General features: G+C 35.0%; 21 protein-coding genes and 2 pseudogenes. 4 read left to right on the plus strand and 19 right to left on the minus strand.

What is annotated here, in order from left to right:
• Positions 1 to 49: 49 nt before the first annotated feature.
• A complete protein-coding gene (gene tsaD / locus EAG08_RS15525; RefSeq protein ID WP_129536228.1) occupies positions 50 to 1,066 on the minus strand; it encodes a tRNA (adenosine(37)-N6)-threonylcarbamoyltransferase complex transferase subunit TsaD in 1,017 nt (338 codons plus the stop codon).
• A 4-nt stretch (positions 1,067 to 1,070) separates the two neighbouring features.
• On the opposite strand from tsaD, the gene EAG08_RS15530 reads away from it, so the two are divergent.
• The 3 genes from EAG08_RS15530 (at position 1,071) to EAG08_RS15540 (ending at position 6,921) form a co-directional block, all read left to right on the plus strand.
• Complete coding sequence (locus EAG08_RS15530) at positions 1,071 to 5,858, plus strand: translocation/assembly module TamB (RefSeq protein ID WP_129536229.1); 4,788 nt, start codon at positions 1,071 to 1,073, stop codon at positions 5,856 to 5,858.
• Positions 5,859 to 5,992: 134 nt separating this feature from the next.
• Positions 5,993 to 6,463, plus strand: coding sequence for an Lrp/AsnC family transcriptional regulator (locus tag EAG08_RS15535; protein ID WP_047446659.1), 471 nt, complete (start codon positions 5,993 to 5,995; stop codon positions 6,461 to 6,463).
• A gap of 68 nt (positions 6,464 to 6,531) precedes the next feature.
• Positions 6,532 to 6,921: a hypothetical protein gene (locus EAG08_RS15540; RefSeq protein WP_129536230.1), complete on the plus strand. Its 390-nt coding sequence runs from the start codon at positions 6,532 to 6,534 to the stop codon at positions 6,919 to 6,921.
• A gap of 72 nt (positions 6,922 to 6,993) precedes the next feature.
• On the opposite strand, the gene EAG08_RS15545 is transcribed toward EAG08_RS15540, so the two are convergent.
• The 17 genes and pseudogenes from EAG08_RS15545 to EAG08_RS15625 form a co-directional block, all read right to left on the minus strand.
• A complete protein-coding gene (locus tag EAG08_RS15545) occupies positions 6,994 to 7,548 on the minus strand; it encodes a hypothetical protein (RefSeq protein WP_129536231.1) in 555 nt (184 codons plus the stop codon).
• Between the two features lie 159 nt (positions 7,549 to 7,707).
• Positions 7,708 to 8,655 carry a transketolase family protein gene (locus tag EAG08_RS15550; RefSeq protein WP_129536232.1) on the minus strand — a complete coding sequence of 316 codons (948 nt, stop codon included), beginning with the start codon at positions 8,653 to 8,655 and terminating at the stop codon, positions 7,708 to 7,710.
• 234 nt (positions 8,656 to 8,889) lie between these two features.
• On the minus strand, positions 8,890 to 9,741 hold the full coding sequence (locus EAG08_RS15555) for a transketolase (protein ID WP_129536233.1): 852 nt from the start codon (positions 9,739 to 9,741) through the stop codon (positions 8,890 to 8,892).
• A gap of 140 nt (positions 9,742 to 9,881) precedes the next feature.
• Positions 9,882 to 11,456: a sodium:solute symporter gene (locus EAG08_RS15560; protein WP_129536234.1), complete on the minus strand. Its 1,575-nt coding sequence runs from the start codon at positions 11,454 to 11,456 to the stop codon at positions 9,882 to 9,884.
• A 112-nt stretch (positions 11,457 to 11,568) separates the two neighbouring features.
• Positions 11,569 to 11,850, minus strand: coding sequence for a GNAT family N-acetyltransferase (locus EAG08_RS15565; RefSeq protein ID WP_185145168.1), 282 nt, complete (start codon positions 11,848 to 11,850; stop codon positions 11,569 to 11,571).
• 1 nt (position 11,851) lies between these two features.
• Positions 11,852 to 12,250, minus strand: a complete 399-nt coding sequence (locus tag EAG08_RS15570; RefSeq protein ID WP_129536235.1) for an OsmC family protein — start codon at positions 12,248 to 12,250, stop codon at positions 11,852 to 11,854.
• Complete coding sequence (locus tag EAG08_RS15575; RefSeq protein ID WP_129536236.1) at positions 12,250 to 12,468, minus strand: (4Fe-4S)-binding protein; 219 nt, start codon at positions 12,466 to 12,468, stop codon at positions 12,250 to 12,252. The genes EAG08_RS15570 and EAG08_RS15575 overlap by 1 nt, the downstream gene beginning before the upstream one ends.
• Positions 12,469 to 12,471: 3 nt before the next feature.
• Positions 12,472 to 13,005, minus strand: coding sequence for an NADPH-dependent FMN reductase (locus EAG08_RS15580; RefSeq protein WP_129536237.1), 534 nt, complete (start codon positions 13,003 to 13,005; stop codon positions 12,472 to 12,474).
• A 44-nt stretch (positions 13,006 to 13,049) separates the two neighbouring features.
• On the minus strand, positions 13,050 to 13,925 hold the full coding sequence (bla, locus tag EAG08_RS15585) for a subclass B3 metallo-beta-lactamase (protein WP_129536238.1): 876 nt from the start codon (positions 13,923 to 13,925) through the stop codon (positions 13,050 to 13,052).
• Between the two features lie 34 nt (positions 13,926 to 13,959).
• Positions 13,960 to 14,859, minus strand: coding sequence for a pirin family protein (locus EAG08_RS15590; protein ID WP_129536239.1), 900 nt, complete (start codon positions 14,857 to 14,859; stop codon positions 13,960 to 13,962).
• Positions 14,860 to 14,936: 77 nt separating this feature from the next.
• Positions 14,937 to 15,254, minus strand: coding sequence for a GNAT family N-acetyltransferase (locus EAG08_RS15595; RefSeq protein ID WP_129536240.1), 318 nt, complete (start codon positions 15,252 to 15,254; stop codon positions 14,937 to 14,939).
• A 137-nt stretch (positions 15,255 to 15,391) separates the two neighbouring features.
• Entirely contained in the window at positions 15,392 to 16,267 is an 876-nt protein-coding gene (locus EAG08_RS15600) for a pirin family protein (protein ID WP_129536241.1), read from the minus strand.
• A gap of 123 nt (positions 16,268 to 16,390) precedes the next feature.
• Positions 16,391 to 17,794 (minus strand): MFS transporter, encoded by a 1,404-nt coding sequence (locus EAG08_RS15605; RefSeq protein WP_129536242.1) that lies wholly within the window; start codon positions 17,792 to 17,794, stop codon positions 16,391 to 16,393.
• Between the two features lie 84 nt (positions 17,795 to 17,878).
• A complete protein-coding gene (locus EAG08_RS15610; RefSeq protein WP_129536243.1) occupies positions 17,879 to 18,694 on the minus strand; it encodes a hypothetical protein in 816 nt (271 codons plus the stop codon).
• Between the two features lie 142 nt (positions 18,695 to 18,836).
• Positions 18,837 to 20,504 (minus strand): asparagine synthase B, encoded by a 1,668-nt coding sequence (gene asnB, locus EAG08_RS15615; RefSeq protein ID WP_129536244.1) that lies wholly within the window; start codon positions 20,502 to 20,504, stop codon positions 18,837 to 18,839.
• Between the two features lie 315 nt (positions 20,505 to 20,819).
• Positions 20,820 to 22,487 (minus strand): GLPGLI family protein, encoded by a 1,668-nt coding sequence (locus EAG08_RS15620; RefSeq protein ID WP_129536245.1) that lies wholly within the window; start codon positions 22,485 to 22,487, stop codon positions 20,820 to 20,822.
• Between the two features lie 98 nt (positions 22,488 to 22,585).
• Positions 22,586 to 23,790: pseudogene (locus tag EAG08_RS15625) on the minus strand (RsmB/NOP family class I SAM-dependent RNA methyltransferase).
• A 206-nt stretch (positions 23,791 to 23,996) separates the two neighbouring features.
• Between EAG08_RS15625 and EAG08_RS15630 the strand changes: the two are divergent.
• A complete protein-coding gene (locus EAG08_RS15630; protein ID WP_129536246.1) occupies positions 23,997 to 24,341 on the plus strand; it encodes a zinc ribbon domain-containing protein YjdM in 345 nt (114 codons plus the stop codon).
• Positions 24,342 to 24,603: 262 nt separating this feature from the next.
• Here the strand turns inward: EAG08_RS15630 and EAG08_RS15635 are convergent.
• A pseudogene (locus EAG08_RS15635) lies at positions 24,604 to 25,538 on the minus strand (sulfate/molybdate ABC transporter ATP-binding protein).
• Positions 25,539 to 25,591 lie beyond the last annotated feature (53 nt).

The raw sequence follows: 25,591 nt of genomic DNA on the forward strand, positions 1-25,591 counted from the left end.
CGTTATTTTTAAGAAATTTTCAACCCTTTAGAGTTGGAAAAAAAATCTTTTATAAATCGTATTTTGAGGTTGCTGTAGTTCTCAAATCTGTAAATTCTCCTCTTTCGAATTTCAGCTGTGCAACCATTGCAATCATTGCGGCATTGTCTGTTGTATATTCAAATTTTGGGATGTAAATATTCCAGCCTAATTTTTCGTGATTGTCCTGCATGATTTGTCTTAATGCAGAATTGGCAGAAACTCCACCTGCAATTGCAACTTCTTTTATATCTAAATCTTTCGCAGCTTTCTCCAGTTTATTCATTAAAATTTCAATAATACATTTTTGTACAGATGCACAAAGATCATTCATATTTTCTTTAATGAAATCAGGATTTTTCTTTACTTCTTTTTGTATAAAATATAAAACCGAAGTTTTAATCCCGCTGAACGAGTAGTCGTAATTTTCTAATCTTGGTTTATTGAATTTAAAGGTATCAGGATTTCCTTCTTTTGCCAATCGGTCGATAATCGGTCCTGCAGGATAATCGAGATCGAAAATTTTCCCGATTTTATCAAATGCTTCACCTGCCGCATCATCAATCGTTTTACCGATAATTTCCATGTCAAAATAATCTTTCACCAAAACGATCATCGTATGACCGCCGCTTACCGTAAGACACAAAAATGGGAATTTTGGCGGCACAGGATTTGCATCGTCGATGAAGTGCGCCAAAATATGCGCCTGAAGGTGATTAACTTCGATCAAAGGAACGTCTAGGCTCATAGCCAGAGACTTAGCAAATGAAGTTCCTACGAGGAGAGAACCCAAAAGTCCCGGGCCACGGGTAAAGCCTATGGCAGAGATTGCATTTTGTTGTATATTTGCTTTGGTAAAGGATTTTTCTACTACGGGAATAATATTCTGCTGATGAGCTCGTGACGCAAGCTCAGGAACCACGCCTCCATATTCTTTATGGATTTCTTGGTTTGCGGCAATATTTGAAAGAATAGAATTTCCTTTGATAATGGCTGCTGAAGTATCGTCACAAGACGATTCGATACCTAAAATTATAGAGTCACTCATAGTAATGGCAAAGTTAGAGAATAATAACGAAAATGAGCATAAAAAATCAGTAGCTGAAAACTTAGGAGATCAGGTACAAAAGACGGTTGATAACGTTCAGGAGACGGTGAAAGAGGCTTCTGAGCTTGCTTCTGATGCCATTCATCACCCGATAGATACCGCTCAGGAATTTGGTAAGCAGGCTGCAAAAGACGTAACCAGCTATTCTTGGTGGGCTAAACTTTTACTGATTCTTTTTTGGACAGTTCTTGGTATTGTAGCTTTTGTTTTTATTGCGATTAATCTTCCGGTAACTAAAAGATGGGCAGCAGATCAGGCTTTGCAGATTGTCAACAGAGATTTCAAAGCAAAAATGTCTACCGAAAGTGTAGAAGTAGATTTCTTTGGGGATGTTACGATTAAAGGACTAAGAATTAAGGATTATAAAAATTTAGACTTCATCAAAGCAAGAGAATTTAAAGCCAATTCAGATTGGTTTTCTTTGGCTACGAATGTTGGCAAAAACAATTCATTAAGTTTTAACGGCTTACGCCTTATCGATGCGGATATAAAAGTGATTACGTATAAAGGTGACAGTATTTCAAACTTCATCCGTTTTACGCAGCTTTTTGACAGCGGTAAGAAAAAAGATCTGACAAAACCGCCGTTTCAGCTAAATTCAAGATTGGAGATTTTAGATTCTAAAGTTTCTATTGTCAACCAAAACTCTCCCGGTGAACCCGGAAAATGGCTGACAGCAACCAATGTCAATCTTATTGCCCCAAGATTGAAAGTAAATGGAGTCAACATTAATGCAACCATTAATAATTTTACTTTTACTACAAAACGATGGGGGAAAGCTCATTTTGTAGATACTTTTTCTACCGATTTCTCCATGACCGAGGATTATCTTTTTCTGAAAGATTTAACTCTAAATACCGATCATTCACTTCTTCAGGGGGATATTAAATTTAATTTAAATAAAGGTTCTTGGGCAGATTTTACCAATAAAGTAAAATGGGATATGAATCTTAAGCTGGGAAGTCAGTTGAGCGGTTATGATATCTCTTATTTTGTCACCAATTGGGATAACTTTATTCCTTTTAATATCAGCGGAAAAATGACCGGTCCGTTGAATAAATTTAGGTTAGATAATTTCCTGATCAGAAATCCTTCGGTAAATATTGCCACGCAAAAAATGAACATTACCAATCTGTTGAAAGGTAATTTCTTAATTGAAACCAATAATCTTTCCGCAGATTTTACCTACAAAGATCTGAAAGCGATGATGCCGAATTTCATTTCAACCAAAATGAAAAACTTCGCAGATGATTTCGGAAAATTAAAATACAATGGAGACGTAAAAGTTACTCCAAAACAAGTTTATGTTTCTTCAGGAAACCTGATGACAGGAATCGGACAGGCAAAAATCACCAATTTTTCACTGACAGATTTCAGCACGACGATGCCTAAATACAAAGGGTATGCGGAAGTGAGAGATCTGAATACTTCGGTGATTACCAAAAGTAAAACGGTGGGTCTTATTTCAGGGAAATTCAATATTGACGGACAAAGTTTTGATGTAAACACGATGCGCATCACTACAAAATCTCAGATTTCAAGCATTGAGATCATGAATAAAGAAATCAATAATCTAAATTTGGACGGTTTGCTTGATCATAGAAAATACAACGGTTTAATTACCGTAAATGACGAACAGGCAAAAGCTACCGTAAAAGGTTTGATTGATTTCAGCACTAAAAGAATTTCTGCAAATGTTGATGCGAATGTTACGCATCTGAATATGAACTATTTCACCGATAAACCAGGAAGCCAGATTGTAAGCGGTCAGGTGAACGGAAAAATGTCGATGACGAATCTTAATGATTTAAATCTTGATGTTGAAGCCAATAATATCAGTTTTGCAACGGCTGTACAACGCTATCAGATTCCGAATGCTAAAGTAAAAACTTTTATTGAAGGCGGAAATCGTGTGATTGATGTCAATGCTCCGGGCGCAGTAGATGGTAAAATTTCAGGACGATATAATCTTGCTGATTTGGCAGGAATGGTGGAAAACGGTTTGGGTAAAATTTTAGTCGGTCCGCCACCAAGAAAGTTATACCGCGGACAGAATTTTACGATGAATTTCGATGTTCAGCAAGGTTTGGTGAGTTATTTTATGCCGGATTTAAAACTTCCTCAAGGGGCAACAGTGGAAGGCGAGTATGATGGGAATTCAAACAATTTAATCTTAAATCTCGATGCCGCTTCTCTGAAGTATGTGATGACCAAAAAAGAGGAAATCACAGATGCTGACATGGCTTTGGCCAATGCAAACCCCGCATATACGGTAAATCCGAGAGAAGTTATTACCAGAGACAGTGCTTTGGTCGATAGCGTTATGGTGAGAATTAATACCGCAAATCTTGACCAACAGTTATATGCAAAAATTAAAAGGGTAGAATACAATAAAAATATTCTGAAAGACATTCTTCTTACAGGTAAAAACGAAAACAACTCAACCCTAAGAATCGCAACCAGCTTTAAACATGGAAGTCCGCAAGATGAGCTTGATGATAATCTGAAGAATTACGCAATTAATTTTAATCAGTCTACAAATCCGGCGGGAGATTATATTTTCAAATTTGAGCCTACAGAAGTTAATTTTAATAATGTAAAATGGTCTATTGATACAAGCCCTGAGCTCGACCATTACATTAGTTATCGTAAGAAAACACAAGATTTTGAAGTTAGAAATCTTAAGATTTATTCAGATAAAAGTTCACTCTTAATTAATGAATCGATATTTAAATCTGCGAAAGATTTCTATGTAGATGCGGAAGTTCAGGATTTTGCAATAGAGAAACTATTGGAAATGCAGGCCGGCGGAAATCCTATGGATATTAAAGGTTTAGCCAATGGTAGCGTAAAAATCAAAATGGATAAAAGCACGTTGCAGCCATTGGTTGATTTAACGGTTGACGACATCATGATGAACGGAAATGATATGGGTGACCTTACCATTTCTGCAGTCAACGGATTTTCTTTAAATGTATATGATGTCGACGTAAAAGTAACATCCGCAGGTGTGATTGGAAATAATAACCTTCACCTAACGGGTACGGTTAATAACAATACACCATCTCCAACAATCGATTTGGTTACAGAATTGAGAGATTTCGATTTGGCATTTACGCAACAGTTTGTGCAGACTATTTTTGGGAATTTAAGAGGAAAAGCAACCGGAGATTTAAAAATAAACGGAACGCTTAAAAATCTTGATTATAGTGGCGATATTGCTTTAAAGGAATTTGGTTTAAAACTATTGTTCACGGGAGTTGATTATTCTTTTGACGATACAGTGATTCCGCTTTCTAAAGGTTTGGCGATTTTGAACAATATTGGAGTACATGACGGAAGAACCAATTCTCAAGGAACAATTTCCGGGGCAATACAGTTTGAAACCTTATCATCGATGGGGGTCAACTTGGTAATGAGAGCCGATAATTTATTAATGCTGAACACCACTCAGAAAGAATATGATCTTTTCTGGGGAAGAGTTTACGGACAGGGAGATTTGTACGTCGACGGTCCGGTTTCTGCGTTAAATTTATCAACTCCGAATATGAAAGCGTTGAACGGAAGTACATTTACTTTCAATTCAAGCTCAACTTCAAACGTGGAAGAATTTAAAATGCTGAGGTTCCTGAAAGAAGGAAAAGATGGTCTGGTCACTTTAGAAGACAAGAAAAAATCCGGAGCCAACATGAATATCGATTTCAGTCTTGACGTTGATAAAGGAACTACGGTAAATGTTCTGGTGGGTGATGATGTCGGAAATATTATGGTAAAAGGGATTGCTGATGATTTGAGATTCCAGATGGGAAGGCAGGGAGCTATTGCAATGAACGGATCTTATATGGTGGATAGTGGAACGTTTGTGTCCAAAGCAATCTTAAACAGGACTTTCCAGATTCAGAAAAACAGCAGCATACGTTGGGATGGTGATGCGATGAAGCCTATGCTTGATATAACAGCAAATTATGTAAGAATGGTTTCTAATGCAGGGGAATATCTGAACATGGGTCAATTACAACCCATCAGTATACTTCTGCAGGCAAATATCACCAATACCTTAAGTGACCCTAAAATAGCACTAAACGTTACAGCGCTTGATGTGTCGAGTCAGGTAAAAGAAACTTTAGCGGCAAGGATAAATCAGACGGAAGGGGAGAATGTTTTGCAGTTTGGTTCCATTTTATTATTAAACAGTTTTAATGTTTCTAATACGGGGAATTTAAATTTTGATGCGGCTGGTGTAGCAGAGTCATCAGGTTACAATATGTTGCTTAAACAATTAGGGTCAGTGCTTAATACAATGAGTAATGAATTTCAGATTGATTTAAATTATGTAAAAGCTGACCAGAATTCAAATTTGGGTGACCGTGCTAATGCAGGAGTGAGTTTTGATCTTTCACCAAGAGTTACTGTGAAAACAGGATTAGGTATTCCTTTAAATAAAACAGACGCCACCGAAACCAACTATCTCTCCGGGGAAGGAAGTATAGAATACGATATTTCTAAAAAGAATGACGGGACTTTACTTCTAAGAGGGTACTCTAAACCCACCAATATCGGAATGGGTGTTGGGACGGTTGGTACCAACGGTTCTGCAAATCAGGCGTATGGTGGCGGTATCGTATGGAGTAAAAGCTTCAATTCTTTCTTTAAAAAGAAGAGAAAAGATAAAAAACAGCCTCCTGCTAATAAGGAAATAAAAACAGATTCCGTAAAATCAACGGTTAAATAATCTGAATCCTTGAATGATTTTTATCATCCGTGTTAATTATTGTTAATGTTTGATATATTTTTTTTAGTTAATTTATTTTTCTTAATTTTGTAAAAAATTTATTGATTTTTTAGGAAAAATATAATTTCACTAATATGAACTATCAACTGGACGAAATAGACAAGAAAATTCTTGATTTCTTAGTAGAAAACACAAGAATGCCTTTTACAGAAATTGCAAAACAGATGGACGTATCTGCAGGAACAATTCATGTAAGAGTGAAGAAAATGGAAGATGCAGGTATTATTTTAGGATCATCTCTTAATTTAGATTATGGTAAGCTAGATTACCACTTTACAGCTTTTATCGGAATCCTTTTAACAAAATCAAACCGCACTCAAGAGGTTTTGAAGGAGTTAGGAACAATTCCAAACGTAGTAGAAGCAAGCGTAATTTCTGGAAAATACAACATTTTCTGTAAGGTAAAAGCTAAAAATACTGAAGACGCTAAGAAGATTATTTATCAGATCGACGACATCCAAGATGTGATGAGAACTGAGAGTATGATCTCAATGGAAGAGTTTTTGAGTGATAAAAACAGATTGATCAACGCAATCTCGATTTAATCAAATTTTAGACGATATAAATACCGAAGAACTTATGAATTTATTCATAAGTTCTTTATTTTTGCACTATGGAAAAGGAATATAAAGAATACAGTTATTTTGATGAAGATCCTAAAAAAGGATGGGGGTTTATTTTAGCATTGGCATCTCTGCTTTTATTTACTTTCATGGGAATCGGGCTTGATTTTGACGAGTATCTGCAACACGAAACCCTGAATATTCCTTCAGGATATTTTTATTTTATTTTCTCAATCGATATTTTAATGATTGCAGGAATTGTGCTCATGTTTTTTTACAGAAAAATAGGCATCATTCTTTTTCCTGGGATGCTCGTTTTGCACTTCTTTATGCACAATTATTACTTGTCTACGTTCTTATATTCAGACGTCACCAATCTTTTCCTTTTTACAGGCTTTGGAATGCTGGCTATTATTCCGAAGTGGAAGTTTTTTAGATAATTAATTTTAAAATATTTATTACAAAAAAAATCCACTGAATATTCGGTGGATTAATTATTTACAGTAAACTTTTTATCTTTTAACAACATTCTTATTCCATTTTAACGGAACAGTTGTTTTTTGTTGAAGAAAACGTTTTCTTACTTCATCTAAAGTTGCAGAAAAGCGATATTCCTGAGAATAGGGTGCTTTATCTGAGGAAACATAATGATTAAACGTAACGGTTTTTGAGCCGCTAATAGATACCCCTTCTCCATGAAAGATTGGGGTTACTAATTTTCCATTTTTGCTTCGGTCTTTATTTAAAAATAATATTCTGCTGTTTTTTGCTCCAATAAATCTTGTGTCGATGCCGCTTTCCATTTCGTACATTTCGCATTGGCTTCCAAACGGTCCATATTCGAAAACTTTATTTTCGCTCCCGACTTTTATCGCCGGATTGTATGATTTGGTCACTTTAAACGTATTTGGAGAAATAAAATAACCTTCTACTGCAGTATTTAATGTTGGATCAAAATTATCTAAAAGTTGATTAAATGGGGTATGAACCGGTGAACAAGCTTTTGCAGAATCAATTCCTGTTAAAATAAAGATGATTCCAAGTAGTAGGGTTAATAATTGTTTCATGTTTTTTTAGGTTTTATATTTAAAATTTTTATTCACTAAAAATAGAACAGCAATTACCAAACCAAGTATTTCGACATAATTACAATCTGTGGCTTCCAGTATATGCAAAACAAAAAACACGCCCGAAAGCGTGTTTTAAATATGATTTCAAAAAGAAATTTATTTATCTAAAATTCTTTTCACAGCTTCAATTACAGCTGCAGAATCGATTTTATATTTTTTCATTAATTCGGCAGGAGTTGCAGATTCTCCGAAAGTATCGTTTACTGCAACAAATTCTTGTCTTGTAGGTCTTTTTCTAGCCAACATTCCTGCTACTGATTCTCCTAAACCACCTAAATAGTTGTGCTCTTCTGCGGTAACAATTTTACCTGTTTTTTCAACAGATTTTAAGATAATTTCCTCGTCAAGAGGTTTAATTGTGTGGATGTTGATTACTTCACAAGAGATACCTTCTTTTTCAAGCTCTTCTGCCGCAACCAAAGATTCCCAAACCAAGTGACCTGTTGCAACAATCGTTACATCTGTTCCTTCTTGTAAAAGAATACCTTTTCCGATTTCGAAAGGCATATCTTCAGGAATAAAAACTGGAACTACCGGTCTTCCGAATCTTAAGTAAACAGGACCTTCAAAGTCAGCAATCGCTAGAGTAGCTGCTTTCGTTTGGTTGTAGTCACAAGTGTTGATGACGGTCATTCCCGGAAGCATTTTCATCATTCCAATATCTTCCAAAACCTGGTGTGTTGCACCGTCTTCACCCAAAGTAAGACCTGCGTGAGAAGCACAGATTTTTACGTTTTTATTTGAGTATGCAATCGATTGGCGAATCTGGTCATAAACTCTTGAAGTAGAGAAGTTAGCAAAAGTTCCTGTAAAAGGAATTTTTCCTGTAATGCTCAAACCTGCAGCCAATCCCATCATATTTGCTTCTGCAATACCAACTTGGTAAAATCTTTCAGGAGCTTTTTCGATGAATTTTTCCATTTTTAAAGAACCGATAAGGTCTGCACAAAGTGCTACAACATTAGGGTTTTTGTCAGCCAATTCAGCTAATCCTGCCCCAAATCCTGAACGTGTATCTTTTTTTTCTGTATATGTATATTTCATGTGAATTTCTAAGTTTATAAATTGATTAATGATGTTTGATAATTGATAAGCAAATAAATTTTAATTTTAAACCATTAAGATGAATTAATTTGTTAAGAAAAGATTAAGGTAATATCTAAAGATATTTTTAAGCGTTATGTTAAATTCAGATTTAACTGATTCTTAAAAAACCTTCAAAACTAAAATTTCTTAATGTTTAAATATTAATTATTACCAATTACTCATTACCTATAATTAGTAATCTGCTGGAGCTTCTAAGTACAATTGTTTGAAAGCTGTATCTAACTGCTCGTCGTTTGGAGCTTTACCATGCCAAGCGTGAGTTCCCATCATATAATCAACACCGTTACCCATAATGGTGTGAAGGATGATTGCCACTGGTTTTCCGTTTCCTGTTTCCGTTTTTGCTCTTTCAAGAATAGCAATTACGGCCTCAAGGTCGTTGCCGTTTTTCTCTTCCAAAACAATCCATCCGAAAGCTTCTAGTTTTGCATGAAGATTTCCCAATGAAAGTACATTTTCTGTACTTCCGTCAATCTGTTGTCCGTTATAATCGATTGTAGAGATCACATTATCTACTTTTTTAGCTGCAGCATACATCAAAGCTTCCCAAACCTGACCTTCCTGCAATTCTCCGTCACCGTGAAGGGTATACACCAAAGAATTGTCACCGTCTAATTTTTTACCCTGAGCAACACCAAGCGCTACAGAAAGTCCCTGACCTAAGGATCCTGAAGCAATTCTAATTCCTTCCAAACCTTCATGAGTGGTTGGGTGACCTTGTAGTCGTGAATTTAATTTTCTGAAAGTCTTCAATTCATCTACCGGAAAGAAACCAAATCTTGCCAAAGTAGAATAGAAAACCGGTGAAATATGTCCGTTTGAAAGGTAAAAATGATCTTCGTTCTTACCTTCCATGGTGAATGGTAACTTGTAGTTTAAAACTTTACCATAAAGTGCGGTGAAGTACTCTGTACAGCCTAAACTTCCACCAGGATGCCCTGAATTTACAGCATGAACCATTCTCAAAATGTCTCTTCTGATTTGTGTTGTAAGAGATTTCAGCTCTTCAATACTTTTACTCATATATTAGGATTTATTATTAGAATTGATACATGCGAATTTACGATTTTTTGTCGGCTTACGGAAATGGAAAAATCCGGAGTTTGAGTTCCGGATTTTGATATTTTTTAATTCTTTAAAGAGGAAATAGCTGCCCTGAAAAATTAAACCAACTTCAAATAATTCTTATTTTTCGCTAACCACAACCCAATAAACGTCAACAAACCATTTAAAATAATAAGTTCTACACCAATTCTGTAATCGGTGAAAGTGGTTACAGAATAATTAATCAAATAGGTAAGAACCGGTGCTAAAAGCGTCACCGCAAGAATTGAATATTTTTTTGAAATTTTAAATTTGGTAAAAATTCCGAATGCAAAAAGTCCTAGAAGCGGTCCGTACGTGTAGCCTGCAATTTCCATGATGAGGTAAACAATCGACTTGTCATTCATCGCTTTGAAAACCATAATTAAAATAAAGAAAACGACCGTAAACGTCAAATGGATTTTCATACGAAGATGTTTCTTTTGCTTTTCTGTTCTGGTTTTATCTTCATTTAAATTTAATAAATCTACACAGTAAGAACTCGTCACTGCTGTCAAAGCGCCATCTGCGGAAGGGAATAGAGCTGAAATCAATCCGATGATGAAAATGACAGAAATGGTCATCGGGAAATACCCATTCAATGATAAAGCCGGGAATAAATCGTCTCCCATAATGTTTTTCACATTTCCTGCAGCATCTTTAAATCCGAAAACATTAGAAACAACTTCTTTTCCTTCTACAATGCTTGTTACTTCAGAATATCCTGCGCCATTTTGCAAAGCAAAAAGATAAAGCAAACCACCTAAAAACAGGAAAGCCAAATTCACAAAAAGTAATGTTCCTGCGAAAGTCAGCATGTTTTTTTTGGAGTTTTTCAGATTATCGACAGAGATATTTTTCTGCATCATTTCCTGATCCAATCCGGTCATTGCGATGGTAATAAAGATTCCTCCCAAAATGGTTTTTAAGAAAAATGTCTTGGAATTCGGATCAAAATTGATAAAATGAGTGTAGTTTTTATGTTCTAATATCGTGTATGCTTCGCCAAAAGATAGATTTAAATTAGATAAAATATAGACGATACAAGCAATTAAGCTGATGATCATAAACGAAGTCTGCAAAGTATCTGTGATTACAATAGTTTTCACGCCACCTTCGAAAGTATATAAAAGAACCATTAAAAGAAGTACTAGAGCCGTTACCCAAAACGGAACGCCTAAACCTTCCAATAAAAATATCTGTAAAACATTGACAACTAAATATAATCTAGCTGTTGCACCGATCGCTCGTGAAACAATGAAGAATACCGAACCGATTTTATGAGCTTCAACATTGAATCTTCTGCCTAAGTACGTGTAAATCGAGGTCAGATTCATCTTGTAATAGAGTGGAAGAAGTACCGCCGCCACAATAAAATACCCGATGAAAAACCCAATCACCATCATGTAATATTCAAACCCCCCGAAAATATATTCGCTGCCGGTCATTTTCCCGACGGTTCCCGGAACGGAAATAAATGTTACACCACTTAAGCTGGTTCCGATCATTCCGAAGGCTACAAGCCACCATTTACTTTTTTTGTTGCCGATGAAAAATGATTGATTGTCAGAATTTCGGCTTGTAAAATACGAGATCACTAAAAGGCCTACGAAATAAACAAATACAAACAGCAAAAGAACAGTTCCTGGATTCATGCTAAGGTTTTAAATTTTAGCAAATATAGTTTTTTTTGTTTCTGTTGAAAAAGAAAAACCTTTCAGCGAGATTTCGTGAAAGGTTTTTAAGATTTTAATTCTGATCGTAATACTATAAAACGTCCCTCAAATCTTCATTTTTTTGAAAAGTAGCTTTCGCAAAAGGACAAAGCGGAATGATTTTTTTGCTGTTTTCTCTAGCAAATTCTACTGCTTTGATCAGCATTTCTTTTCCAACACCTTTTCCGTTGTAAGCATCGTTTACTTCGGTGTGATTGATGATGAATCTGTCTTCACCAGCCCAGGTATAGGTCATTAATCCTGCTCTGTTTCCATCAATTACAGCTTCAAAGCTTCCGTGTTTTTCGTCGTTGTTTTGTTTTACTTCTATCATATTATGAAAATTTGGTTTGAATTTCTATTTCGTTAAGTAATATTTTGTGTACAGGGCAAGCGTCTGCGATGGTATGAAGCCTTTTCAGTTGCTCATCGCTCAGATTGCTTCCTTCAAAACTAACATTTCTTTTAAAAACAGCCAATTTTGTCAGCGGAAAATTTTCCAGTTCTACTTCTACGTCGATTTTTTCAACGTCCCATTCTTTTCTGTCGATGTACATTCTTAAAGTCGCTGCAGTACAACTTGCCAAAGACGTTGCGAGAATTTCAAAAGGATTAAAACCTTTGTTTTGTCCGCCTTTATCAACGGGTTCGTCGGTAATCAGAGTGTTTTCACCTGCGATAACTTCTGTGTAATATTTTGTTTTGCCTAAACTTGCTTTTACGGTTACAGCCATTATTTTTCAGTATTTAATTCGTAGGTCAATGCACCCGAAGGACATTGATTGATTTGATTTTGTAGTTCATCAGAAGTTGCATTTTCTGCTTTTATCCAAGGTCGATCTTTAGGATTATAAACTTTTGGAAGCATTTTTACACAAACTCCTGCGTGAATACACTTCTTAGGTTGCCAGATTACATTAATGTTACCATTAGAATATTTATGTGTTTCCATGACTTACGATTTAGTTTGATTTTTAAAGTTTTCAATTTTATCATTAAGATCTTTCAGCATTTCAGGATTGATGATACCGCTTTCCAAATCAAAATTTTCATAAAATTTAGGTAATGAGAAAGTTTCTTTCACATCTGCCGCAAATTGCGGGAAGAAAGTTTTTGCTGTATTCATTACGTTTCCGCCACCGTAACCACCGGGTGAAGTGCTCATTAAAAGCATCGGTTTATTCTGGAAAACTTTCACATTAATTCTTGATGCCCAATCGAAAACATTCTTAAAAGCTGCCGAATAAGAGCGGTTGTGTTCTGCCAAAGAACAGATAATCACATCGCAATCTTCAATCTGCTTCAAAAAGTTATGTGCTTCAGCAGGAAAACCTTTCTTTTCGCGGTCAACGGAAAAAACGGGCATATCAAAATTATTAAGGTCTATTAGATTAATTTCGTTTTCTTCAAAGCTTTTCAGAACAAATTTTACCAGTTCTCTGTTGATGGATGTGGAAGATGTGCTTCCTGCAAATGCTAATATTTTCATGTTTATTTATTGTTAAATTATCAAAAAGTATAATCCTGAATTGATTATTTTTTCACTGAATCTTCTTTTACCTTTTCCAAATAATCGTTTTCTAGATTTTTGAGCCTTTTAAAATAATTTTCTTTATCCATAAACAATTTTGGATTGTAAGGATCTCCTTCTTTTCGTTTCTTATGAAGGTCAAACTGGCTTGCGTGTGAGGCTACCCATAGATTAAAATCTATTTTTTTCATGTCTTCAAAAGTCTGTGCATAATCTTTTTGAATGGTAGGGTAGTTCTTTACATCCGAAAATTTATGGTCAATAATAATCGAAGGGAAATTGGCAATCAAAACTTTGTAAATTTTGTTTCCATCTTTGGTTTCAAGCAAAAAACTGCATGATCCTTTTGTGTGACCCGGATGGTGAAGCAATGTTAACACTGTATTTCCTAATTTTATTTTAGCCTTATTCTTTAAAAGAAAATCAGGATTTACAGGTTCGAAAGTGACCCCGTATTTTCCCATTTCATGGTCAGATTTCCCGCCACTTTTGAGCTCTGTTGCATCTTTTTCGTCCACATAAAGTTTTGCGCCGGTTTCTTTTTTTATCTGAGCCATTGCACCCATATGATCAAAATGAGCCTGTGTTAAGGTCAGGATTTTAATATCTTTATATTTAAAACCGAGCTTTTCGATATTTCTTTTAATAGTAGTATAAGAATCTGCCAAACCTGTGTTGATAAGAATACTGCCTTTATTGGTCACAATAAAGTAAGAGGCAAGATCGGAAGTTCCTACATAATACAAATTACCTGCAATTTTGAAAGGTTCATAGTCTTTTGACCATTCTGCCGGATTGTTTTTAGGCTCAGTTACAGTTGTTTGTGCAATCCCTAAAAAAGATGCGCAAAATAAGAATAAAACTACAAGGTTTTTCATTTATAAAAGATTGGTCTAAATATTAAAATTAGGTTTATTTTCTGTTCAAAATTGCTTTTGGCAACGGAACATATTCTTTGTCATCTCCCGGAACTAAAGGGAAAGCTTCATGATTCTGGTCATTCCAGTCTACTTTTGCTTTGTCTATGACTTCTTTGTCTGAATTGACAAAATTCCAGAAAATGAAACGTTCTTCATCAAAAGGTTCGCCTCCAAAAAGATAAACCGTAGCATTTTCGCTCATTTCAAACTCGCAAAGTTTGGTGTTTTTGGCAATCAATAATTGTTTTGAACCGTAAGAATTATCTTCAATATTGACTGTTCCGTCTAAAACATACATTGCAGCTTCTCCGTAAAGATCTTGTCCGATACTGATTTTCTGTGCAGTCTTGGTTTTAATTTCAATAAAGAATAATTTACTGTGAACAGGAACCGGAGATGTTTTTCCGAAAGCTTCACCTGCAATTAATTTATACTGAACTTCATCTTCTTCCCAAACCGGAAGTTCATGGGCTTCGATGTGATGAAAAGTAGGTTCACTTTGTTCCAAATGTTTCGGAAGACCTACCCAAATCTGAAATCCGTGAAGTTTTTTATCTGTAGTTCTTAGATATTCGGGAGTTCTTTCTGAGTGTACAACGCCTTTTCCAGCGGTCATCCAGTTTACGGCACCCGGTTTTATTTCAAGTGCGCTTCCTATGCTGTCTCTGTGAAAAATTGATCCTTCAAGCAGATAAGTTAATGTAGAAAGTCCGATATGCGGATGTGCAGCAACATCAAGATTCTGATAATCTTTCAGTTCGGCAGGTCCCATGTGATCGATAAAAACGAAAGGTCCCACTGCTCTTTTTTCGCGGAAAGGCAATAATCTTCCGACTAAAAAATTTCCTATATCTGCTGATTTTTCTTCTATGATAAGTCCGATATTTGACATAATGATTGTGATTTTAGTTTTTTGTGTAAAGCTAATTTAATTAAAAATTTCTACTATTTACAGTACTTTAAGTAAAATTAAAGTTTATCGTAGCTTTCAAATCTTTCGTCAACAATACGTTTCCACTCCGGATGTTTTCTGATAAAGGCGAAAACGTACGGACAGAAGGGAAGTAGTTTTTTACCGCTCTCTTCAATGTAAATCAACGTTTTTTCAACTACGGCTGCAGCGGCTCCGGTTCCTGCTAATTCGGGTGCTGCTTCAGTGTGGATTAAAGCAATCTGATGACTGGTTTCTTTGTAATCAATAAACGCAAAATGACCATTTAATTCAATTTCAAATCTCTTTTTTTCTTCGTTTTTTACTAATGGAATGTTTTCAAATTCTGGTTTCATGATGCTTATATTTTTTAAGTTGTGAGTTTATTTTTAATTTTTGTCATTCTGAACGAAGCAAAGCGTAGTGAAGAATCTTATTTTAAAGAGATTCTTCCTTCGTCAGAATGACAAATAATGTAATTAATAATTGAAAATTAATCTTCCAAATATCCAAATTTTCCTGTATTGAAATCTTCAAAAGCCTGTAAAATTTCTTCTCTTGAATTCATTACAAAAGGACCGTGTGGAAAAATAGGTTCATTAATGGGTTCTCCGCTAATGATTAATATAATTGAATCTTCGGTTGCTTCGATGGTAAAGCTTTCGCCTTCATTTTTGAACAAAACAAAATTATTGGTGGGTGCTTTTTCTTCACCATTTACAATGATATTTCCTTCAATAACTAAAGCCGCCGTGTTGAAATTGGCTGGAAAATTAAATTCTGCCTTTCCGCCTGATTTTAATTTAGCATTCATCAAATTGATGGGCGTGAAGGTAAATGCAGGACCTTTATTTTCATTGTATTCTCCTGCAATTATTTCTATAAAACCATTGTCGTCTAGATCTACTTTTTTCATTTCTGAATTTGAAATAGCCTGATATTTTGGTTTGCTCATTTTATCTTTTGCAGGAAGATTTACCCAAAGCTGAACCATCTGGAAAATTCCACCTTGCTTTGACCATTCTTTTTCGTGATACTCTTTATGAAGAACGCCGCTTGCTGCAGTCATCCACTGTACGTCGCCTTCGCCAATGATTCCGCCACCACCTGCACTATCGTGATGTTCTACTTTTCCCTGATAAGCAATTGTTACAGTTTCAAAACCTCTGTGTGGGTGAACGCCGACACCTTTTGGAGTTTCGGAAGGATTAAAATGAAATTTAGAATTATAGTCGAGCATGATGAACGGATCCATTCTTTTCATATCCAGCTTTTGAGCGCTCGGAATAAAATTATGCACCCTAAAACCATCACCTACGAAATGTGCAGCCTTTGGTGGAATTACGATTTCTACTTTTTTAGTTGTCATAATATGTTTGTTTTAATTTTAAACAAATTTAGGACAGTAAGAAGAGAATTACATTGATGTGTGGTAAGTAGTGATTTTTGGGTCGGAATGCTTGAGGGGATGAGAGTTTTTATGTTTGGGTATTTATTCTGCAGATTTCATATTTCTTCCGTCTGATACGTGAAGTCTCCTGAAAACTAAGCTTGATAAAATCGTTAAAATTCCCACCGTTAAAAAGGTATAACGAAATGCGTTGTGGGTTTCGTGCTGAATAAGTTCAGGGCTGTTTTCGTAAATTTTTAAAACAATCAAACCAAATGCAATCCCGAAACCGATAGCTAATTGCTGATTAACTGAAATCAGAGAATTTCCGCTGCTGGTTTGGAAGTTTCGTAAATCTGCGATTGAAATCGTATTCATCGATGTAAACTGTATCGAATTGAAAAATCCTAAAATGGCAATCACCGGCACAAACCAAAAAATGGAATCGTGAATATTTGGAATCGCTAAACAACAGATTAAAGTTCCAATCACGAAAGTATTGACCATTAAAGTTCTTTTATACCCGTATTTATTTAAAATTCTGATGACAGAAGATTTTCCAAACATTGCGGTTAAAGCCATCGGAGCAATAATCCATCCTGACATAACAGCAGATTGACCGTAAGCAATCTGAATCATCAAAGGAAGCAATAGCGGAACGGAGCTGATGCCTAATCTTGTGGCAAGATTTCCGATAATTCCTACACGGAAAGTACGAACTTGAAATAAATTTAAAGGAAAAATAGGATTGTTGCCTCTTTTAGCATGTCGATAATAATAGAAAAGAAATAAAAATCCTAAGATGAAAACCAATAAAACCGGCGTTATATTCTGCATATCCCCAAATAATTCAAGTGAAATCGAAAGTAGAAGAGAGGCTGCTGCGAAAATCATAAAACCTTTTAAATCAAAATCGGTTTCTCTTGAATTGTAATTCGGCATATATTTTAAACCTAAAACAATTCCTAAAACACCAATCGGAATATTAATGAGGAAAATCCAATGCCATGAAAGGTAATCTACTATATAGCCTCCGACCAAAGGTCCTAAAACAGGACCAATTAATGCGGGAACAATTGCGAAATTCATGGCTTTCAGCAATTCGTTTCTGTTGAAAGTTTTAATTAAAGCTAATTTTCCCACAGGAGTCATCAAACTGCCACCCACTCCCTGAATAACTCTTGAGATAACCAAATGCGTAAGATTCTGCGAAAGAGCACAAAATACCGAACCTAAACTGAAAAGTACCAATGCAAAAATAAAAACCCTTCTCGTTCCGAAACGGTCTGCCAGAAATCCGCTAGCCGGCATGAAAACAGCTAATGTCAAAACATAACTGATGATCGCATTCTGCATATTCAAAGGAGACTCGTTTAAATCTCTTGCAATTGAAGGCAGGGAAGTGTTTAAAATGGTAGAATCGAGCATCTGCATGAAAATGGCAGTCGCTAAGATTAGTGGAAGAACTTTTTTTACGGTCTGGCGTGGAGATGTAGTTGTCGGCATAAGCAAGAAATGATTTTAAAAGCAATTTTAAAACCATTTTGTAACATTAAAAAAGTCCTGCGAGAAATCACAGGACTTTTGGGTTTATTTTTTAGGCTTTTCTACTCCTATCCACGCTTCACCTTCTCTTTTAACTTGGCTTAGTGTGAAAGTTTCAAAATCATCTGTTTTGTATTCGATGTTGTCTACGTTTTGCTCAAATGGCATGATGTAGAAGAAATCTTTGTCTGTTTTATCAGCTTTGCTTCCTTTTTTTACAGTCGGCATATATTTTCTGTTGAATTTGTACTTTGGTAAATACTGTTTCAAAGAAGCATAGAACTTTTTGTCTTCTTTTTCATTAGGAACAATGTCTACAATTTTAAATTCGTCTTTTTTCTTGTCAACCCAAAGATAATAGATGGTTTCTTCCATCGTCTTTTTGTTTAATGAAGCAAAACCGAAAAATTCTTTTGGTACCAATTCTTTGATTTTTTCCGCATCCACTTTAGTGAAATATTCACCTTGAGAAGGGTCAACATACGTCTCCAAATTGAGCAATAAAACTTGATTGTTTTGGAAGTTTTTGTTTTTGAAATACTGATCTAATGATAATTCTGCTGTTTTTCTTAGCTCCTTGCCTCTGTCATCCAATTTCTTTGTTGGGTTTTGAGGATTTACCTTTTTCACAAAGTTATAAAGAACTACAGGCTTGATATCCGCAAGGTGAGGGAAGGTTTTCAGCTGTTCAGCTTTTACCAACCAGTAATATTGCTGATAGTAATCATCTTTATCAACAGGTTTTACACTTTTATAGGTAAGAGCCAGTTTTTTAGAATTAAGATATTTTCCATATTTACCTTGTCCAAAAGCGAAGCTTACAGATAGTAAAGCAAATAAAATAGTAATGTTTCTTTTCATTTTACAGCAAAGATTTTTTGATTTTTCAAATATAATTATTTATTAGATAATAAGTTTAATACTTAGTTAAATTATGCAAATATTATTGATTTTATTCAAGAAAAAATCCTGTACGAATACAGGATTGATAAATTTATTGATTTTAATAAGAGGTTTCGTGTACTTTCACTGCTCTTCCGCTTGGGTCGTTCATTTTTTTAAATGCTTCATCCCATTCTAAAGCAATCGGAGTTGAACAAGCTACTGATGGTACTGACGGAACAGTCGCCGCTGCCGTTTCGCTTGGAAAATGCTCTTCGAAAATTGTTCGGTAGCGGTATTCTTCTTTATTTTGAGGAGTATTTAATGGAAATCTGAATTTTGCATTCGCCATCATTTCATCAGTTACATGTTTTTCTGCAATCTCTTTCAAGGTGTCAATCCATGAATATCCTACGCCGTCTGAGAATTGTTCTTTTTGTCTCCACGCAATAGATTCAGGCAAAAGATCTTCAAAAGCTTTTCTCAAAACCCATTTTTCGATTTTTCCTTCTTCTTTGTTAATCATCTTATCCTGAGGATTTACGTTCATCGCAATGTCCATAAATTCTTTATCCAAAAACGGAACTCTGCCTTCAATTCCCCAGCTCATCAGGGCTTTATTGGCTCTCAAACAATCATACAGGTGAAGTTTCCCTAATTTTCTTACCGTTTCATCATGGAATTCTTTAGCATTCGGAGCTTTGTGGAAATACAGATATCCACCAAACAATTCATCTGCACCTTCACCGGAAAGAACCATTTTAATTCCCATCGATTTAATCACTCTTGCCAAAAGATACATCGGCGTTGAAGCTCTGATGGTTGTCACATCATAAGTTTCCAAATGATAAATCACATCCCGAATGGCATCTAAACCTTCCTGAACGGTAAAATTAACTTCATGGTGAACAGATCCGATATGTTCAGCAGCTTTTTTCGCCGCTGCTAAATCCGGAGAACCGACCAATCCGACTGCAAAACTGTGTAATCTCGGGTACCACGCTTCTTGAGTGTCCCCACTTTCAACTCTCTGTCTTGCGTATTTTGCAGTAACTGCAGAAATGATGGATGAATCTAAACCTCCAGAAAGTAAAACTCCATAAGGTACATCGCTCATCAACTGTCTGTGAACTGCATCTTCCAATCCTTTTCTGATTGCCTGAATATCTGTAACGTTATCTTTTACAGCATCAAAATCTTCCCAATCTCTCTTGTACCATTGCTGAGATTCGCTTCCTTCAACGCTGTACACATAATGTCCCGGAAGAAAGGTATCGATTTTTTTACAAACGCCTTCCAAAGCTTTCAGTTCAGAAGCGATGTAATAGTTTCCGTTTTTGTCCCAACCTTGATAGAGCGGGCAGATTCCCATGTGGTCACGGGCAATCAGATAGATGTTTTTTTCAATATCGTACAATGCAAAAGCAAAAATTCCGTTAAGTTTTTCGATAAAATCTTTTCCGTATTTTTCATACAATGCCAGAATTACTTCGCAGTCAGATTGAGTTTGAAACTCGTAGTCTGGAAATTCTTGTTTAAGTTCTCTATGATTGTAAATTTCACCATTTACAGCTAAAACCAGTTTGCCGTCTTTAGAAAACAAAGGCTGCTTTCCTGAAGTTGGGTCAACAATAGCTAATCTTTCATGAGAAAATAAAACTTTCTCATTTTGAAAAACACCGCTCCAGTCTGGACCTCGATGACGAATTTTTTTAGACATTTCCAAGACCTGAGGCCTTAATATTTCAGTTGGCTGTTTGGCGTCAAACAAGCATACAATTCCACACATGTTATTTTTATTTAGAAGCGAAATTAAGAATAGTATATAAATTTTAAAACAAAAGTTTACATAAAGTTAATATTTTTAATTAATTAAATGATTTTATTTTAAAAATTAATTTTTAAGACTGGATTTGTCTGTCTGAACTTGATTTTTTTCTGTGAGATAATGAAGAATTATTTTTAAGTCAAAAAAAGTTATAAAATCTTGATGTATGATAATTAATTATTCAATTATTTTCCATTACTTTGTGGCTCGAAATAATTTTTTTTCATCATTTGTGTTTTTACCTCCTTGTAATAATATTGCAAGGAGGTTTTGTTTTTACTCAACTCCTAATAAAGCACCCGAAATATTCCATGCGCTGAAACTTGTTCCTTCGGGTTCTCCCTGAGAAATTTTCACCTGAATAGTGTGTTTTCCAGCTTTTAAATTTCCAAGCTGAATGTAGTTAGGATTGGTAATCGTTCCCGGACACCAATTTGATCGGCTGAGGTCTGAAGAAGAAAGTCCGTCAGGAAAATTTCCCGAAGCAGGATTGTACAAACGATAAGATCCACAATCTGTTCTCCATGGGAAAAATGAGAAAGTCATTTTTCCATCTAAATAAATAGAATTGGTTTTAGGAATAAATTCGTCGCCATTTTCCCAGCCGCCGTGACCTGTTGTGATGTATCTTAATTGCGCATCTTTTAAATCTTTTTCCAAAGTAAATTCTACAAATAAACCTTTGTCATTATTAAACATCGTCGCATAATTCTGTCCCGCCATTTCCATAATATTGGTCGTGTTAAAAAGCGGAATTACTTTGTTGTTTTTGTTGACCATCTGATCACTTTTGTGAATGGTAATGTCTAAACTTACTTTGTGACCGCCTTTATCGTAATTTCCGATGAAAGTTCCTACCCAGATTTCTTTTTCAGAAAGAGCAGGTTTCAGTTCAGTAATGTCCTGTCGAAACGGACTAATCGTTTGCCACGTTTTATCTTTTAATTCTAAATTATTAAACTTATTGATTCCGAAAGCGGTAAAAAATCTCATCAGTTCGACAGTTGGCTGATAATTTTCGTTTGAAATGATCCCAAAATACTGTTTCCCGTTTCCGTTTTCATATACAGGAAGTGTTTTTACTCCTTTTTCCAATCCGTCAAAAAAAGATTGCGATTTATCTTCCGGAATAAAAAATACGGTTCCTGTTCTGTCGTAAGCATCACCGTTGGATTGCTGTTTTAATTCTGCAAAAATATTTTCACCCTGAGAAATTTTTGGAAGTTTGATTTTCTTTAAAATAATCGTTCCATTAGCAAATCTTTTAATGTTTTCATCTGATTTTGACTGATCTGAGAAATTGATAATTTCATTTTCAAAAACCTTCAATGTGGTAAATCTGCTTTTCCAGAGTAAATCTTTGTAGCTTAAAAGGTCTGTCGTAGTAATAGGTTTATTGATTATATTTTCAATTCCTGATTTTTTGATTTTTTTCAGAGAAGTTGCAGTCGTTGCAGAGTTTCCGTTTCGTTCGATTTCTAAAACTAAACCTAAATTTTGTCCAAGACTTGAAGGTCCTCCTTTTAGTTTCAGATCATTCGTGTACCAAACTTCAATCGTATTTGAATTGATTTTGATAACTGCCTGTTTACAGTTATAGCCTAAAATTTTCTTGGTTTTATCTGTGAATTCAAAACTTTGCTTGGCAATTGACTGTGAATCAGAAGTAGAAATTATATCTCCAGGCTTTAAAAATCCGTAAGATACAATCGTATTAGAAGGTTTTTCAATTTTGTTAATTTCAAAAGGATAGTCGTTTTTCTGTTCCTTAGTTTTAGAGTTTAAAATATAATTTTCATTTTCGCTGACCCAAACGATTGTAGGATTTTGGTTAGGCTGAACTTTTCCGTTGTAAGAACTTTCATATTGAATTTCGTAAGTCTGGGCGAAATTTAAAACAGATAGGAAGAATGTGAGAAAACTGAGTAATATTGGTCTGATCATGATGTCTTGATGGTTTTTACAAAGATAATATTTGATTTAGATAATAAAAAAACTACTCCAAAAAATAGAGTAGTTTATATATTGTATTTTAAATAATTTTACGCCAATCTTTCGATCAAAGCCATATAGAATCCGTCGTAGCCTTGGCTAGGCATTATTTTTTCGTCCTTGATTAATTTGTAATCAGGATTGTTTTTCAAAAATTCAGCAACTTGTTCGTTGTTTTCTGAAGGAAGAATAGAGCATGTAGCATACACCATTTTTCCGCCTTTTTTAAGGATTTTAGAATAATCCTGAATGATTTGCTGCTGTTCTTTCTTAATTCTGTCAATGAAAGCCTGATCAATTTTCCACTTGCTGTCCGGGTTTCTTTTTAAAACTCCCAAACCAGAACAAGGTGCATCAATCAACAATCTGTCGGCAGTTTCGTGAAGACGTTTGATCACTTTGTTGTCAGAAATCATACGGGTTTCGATGTTGTGAGCTCCGGCTCTTTTTGCACGACGCTTCAATTCAGCTAATTTCCATTCGTAAATATCTAGAGCGATGATCTGTCCTTTATTGCCCATCAATGCGGCTAAGTGAAGGGTTTTTCCGCCTGCTCCGGCGCAAACGTCAACCACTCTCTGACCTTCTTTTACATCAAGAAAATATCCGATTTTTTGAGACGTTGCATCCTGAACTTCAAACAATCCGTCTTTGAAAGCAGTGGTAAGAAAAACGTTCTTTTTTTCTTCTAATTGTACTGCATCGGGATAGTTTTTTACCGTGTAAGCCACTACATTTTCAACTGCAAGATCTGAAATCAATTCTTTTGCTGAAGTTTTCAATGAATTTGCTCTTAAAACGGTAGGTGCTTGTTCGTTCAAAGCTTTCATCTCTTTTTCCCAAATTGGACCTAATTCTTTTTCCAAAGTTTCAGCCAACCATTCAGGAATTGAATATTCGATAGACTTTGTAGGAACGGTACCTTTTTTTAGTTTGGTTGTGATGTCAGCGATTTTGATACCTTCAAATTCTTCAAATCTTTTGTAATTGGTTTTACTATAAAGACAGTAAGCAACAATTAATTTATAAACATTGTTAGGTTTTACACTTTCACCCATGTAATATTCAAGGCGTCTTTTCCAACGGATGATGTTGTAGAAAATCTCAGAAACAACTGCTCTGTCTTGGCTTCCCCACTTTCTGTGAGCCTTTAAAAGTCTTTCGATTACTTTATCGGCGTATTTATTTTTCTCAAAAAAGTTTCTTGTAAAGCATCGTGAATTCCGATGGCCAAGTTTCTGTGTATTAATTCCATTATTGCAGTATGCTGTTTGAACTTGCAAAAATACGAATTTAAGTTGAGAGTTAGGAGTTTATAGATATGAGTTATATTAGTGTGGATTTTTGAATTTAATTTCAGGATTCATTCAATTCATCTTTTATAAAATGAAATTCTTTTTACTTAAATTTCAATTTGAAACTTGTAATTCAAAAAAATTACCTTTGCAAAAATTTAAAAATATGAGTGACGTAGTTATTTGCCCGAAATGTAGTTCGGAGTTTACTTATGAGCAGGATGATTTGATGGTTTGCTCTCAGTGTTTTTACGAATGGAATCCTAAAGAAACGGCTGTAGAAAATGACAATTCAGGAAAAATTTTAGACGCTAATGGCAATGAGTTGCAAGACGGAGATTCTGTGGTAGTTGTAAAAGATTTGCCGGTAAAAGGTGCTCCGAAACCAGTAAAAGCAGGAACTAAAGTGAAGAATATCCGTTTAAGACCAGACAGCGACCATAATATTGATTGTAAGATTGATGGTTTTGGTTCGATGGCTTTGAAATCTGAATTTGTGAAAAAGGCTTAAGAATATTTCTTTTATAATATATAATGCGTTCTGATTTGGACGCATTTTTTTGCATAAAAAAAGGAGAAGATTGGACAGTGTAAACTTCCAAGACTTCATTGCAGGAGAAAGCTAATTTCAGTCTATTTGGCGGAAGAAAATTGAACCAAAAGTTTCCTTATGTTGTTGCTGATTCAAATGTATTAATAATATTGAAAATCAGATAGATAAATTTGTTTAATTTATCCACAAACTAACATTAAGGGTGCTAAAAAAGTGTTAATTATTTAAATGAAATTTTCAGAGAACCGTTGATTTTTTCGTTGGTCTGGATAATGAGTTCTTTATTTTTTGAAATAATTTTATTCCAGTAATGATTTCCGGCGAATCTGCTTTCTATAACTTCTGTATCAAAACCATTTTCTGAAATTTGTATCTGTTGAGGATAATACGCAAAATTTGAAATTCCAAAATCGTTCATTTCAAATTCTGTAAAAATGTTGACTTCTCCGAAAAGTTTCGCAACGTAAGTGTTATAAGGGTTTTTGTAGGTTTCTTCCGGATGGTCACTCTGTATGAGTCGACCATTTTCCAAAATAACAATCTGGTCAAGCCACGGAATAATGTCCTGCAATTCGTGAGTAGAAATAATTAGCGAAATATTTTTTTCTTTTACATATCTGAAAAGCTTTTCGCGAAGTTCAATTTTTCTTGCATAATCGAGATGACTGAATGGTTCGTCTAGTAAAAGTAATTTAGGTAAAACTGAAAGTGCTCTTGCGATGGCAACCCTTTGTTGTTGTCCGCCACTTAAATTTTTAGGTAACACATTGGCATATTCTACCAATCCTACAACCTCTAAAAGTTCATAGACCGTTTCTTTTTTTTTGCTAAATTGATATTAGAAAGAAACTTCCCCACATTATCAGCCACGGTCGCATAGGGCATCAAGTCAAAATTCTGCGCTACAAACTTCATTTCAGCTTCTCCGGGAACGAGATTTCCTTTTGGACCCATCAATTTTGTGCCTTCAAATATAATTTCTCCTTGCTCCCAATTGAGAAGTCCATAAATAAGACTTAATAATGTAGATTTTCCGCAACCGCTTTCGCCTGCCAACGCAATTATTTTTCCTTCCCCTAATTTTAGGTTAAAGTTTTGGAACAGAGGCTTTTCTGAAGTATGCGAAAAATATAAATTGTTTATCACTAATAGCATTAGGCAAAAATACGGTTTTTAGAAAACACTAGCATATTTTTAGTAATTTTGCA

Source organism: Chryseobacterium sp. 3008163, from assembly GCF_003669035.1.
Lineage (GTDB): Bacteria > Bacteroidota > Bacteroidia > Flavobacteriales > Weeksellaceae > Chryseobacterium.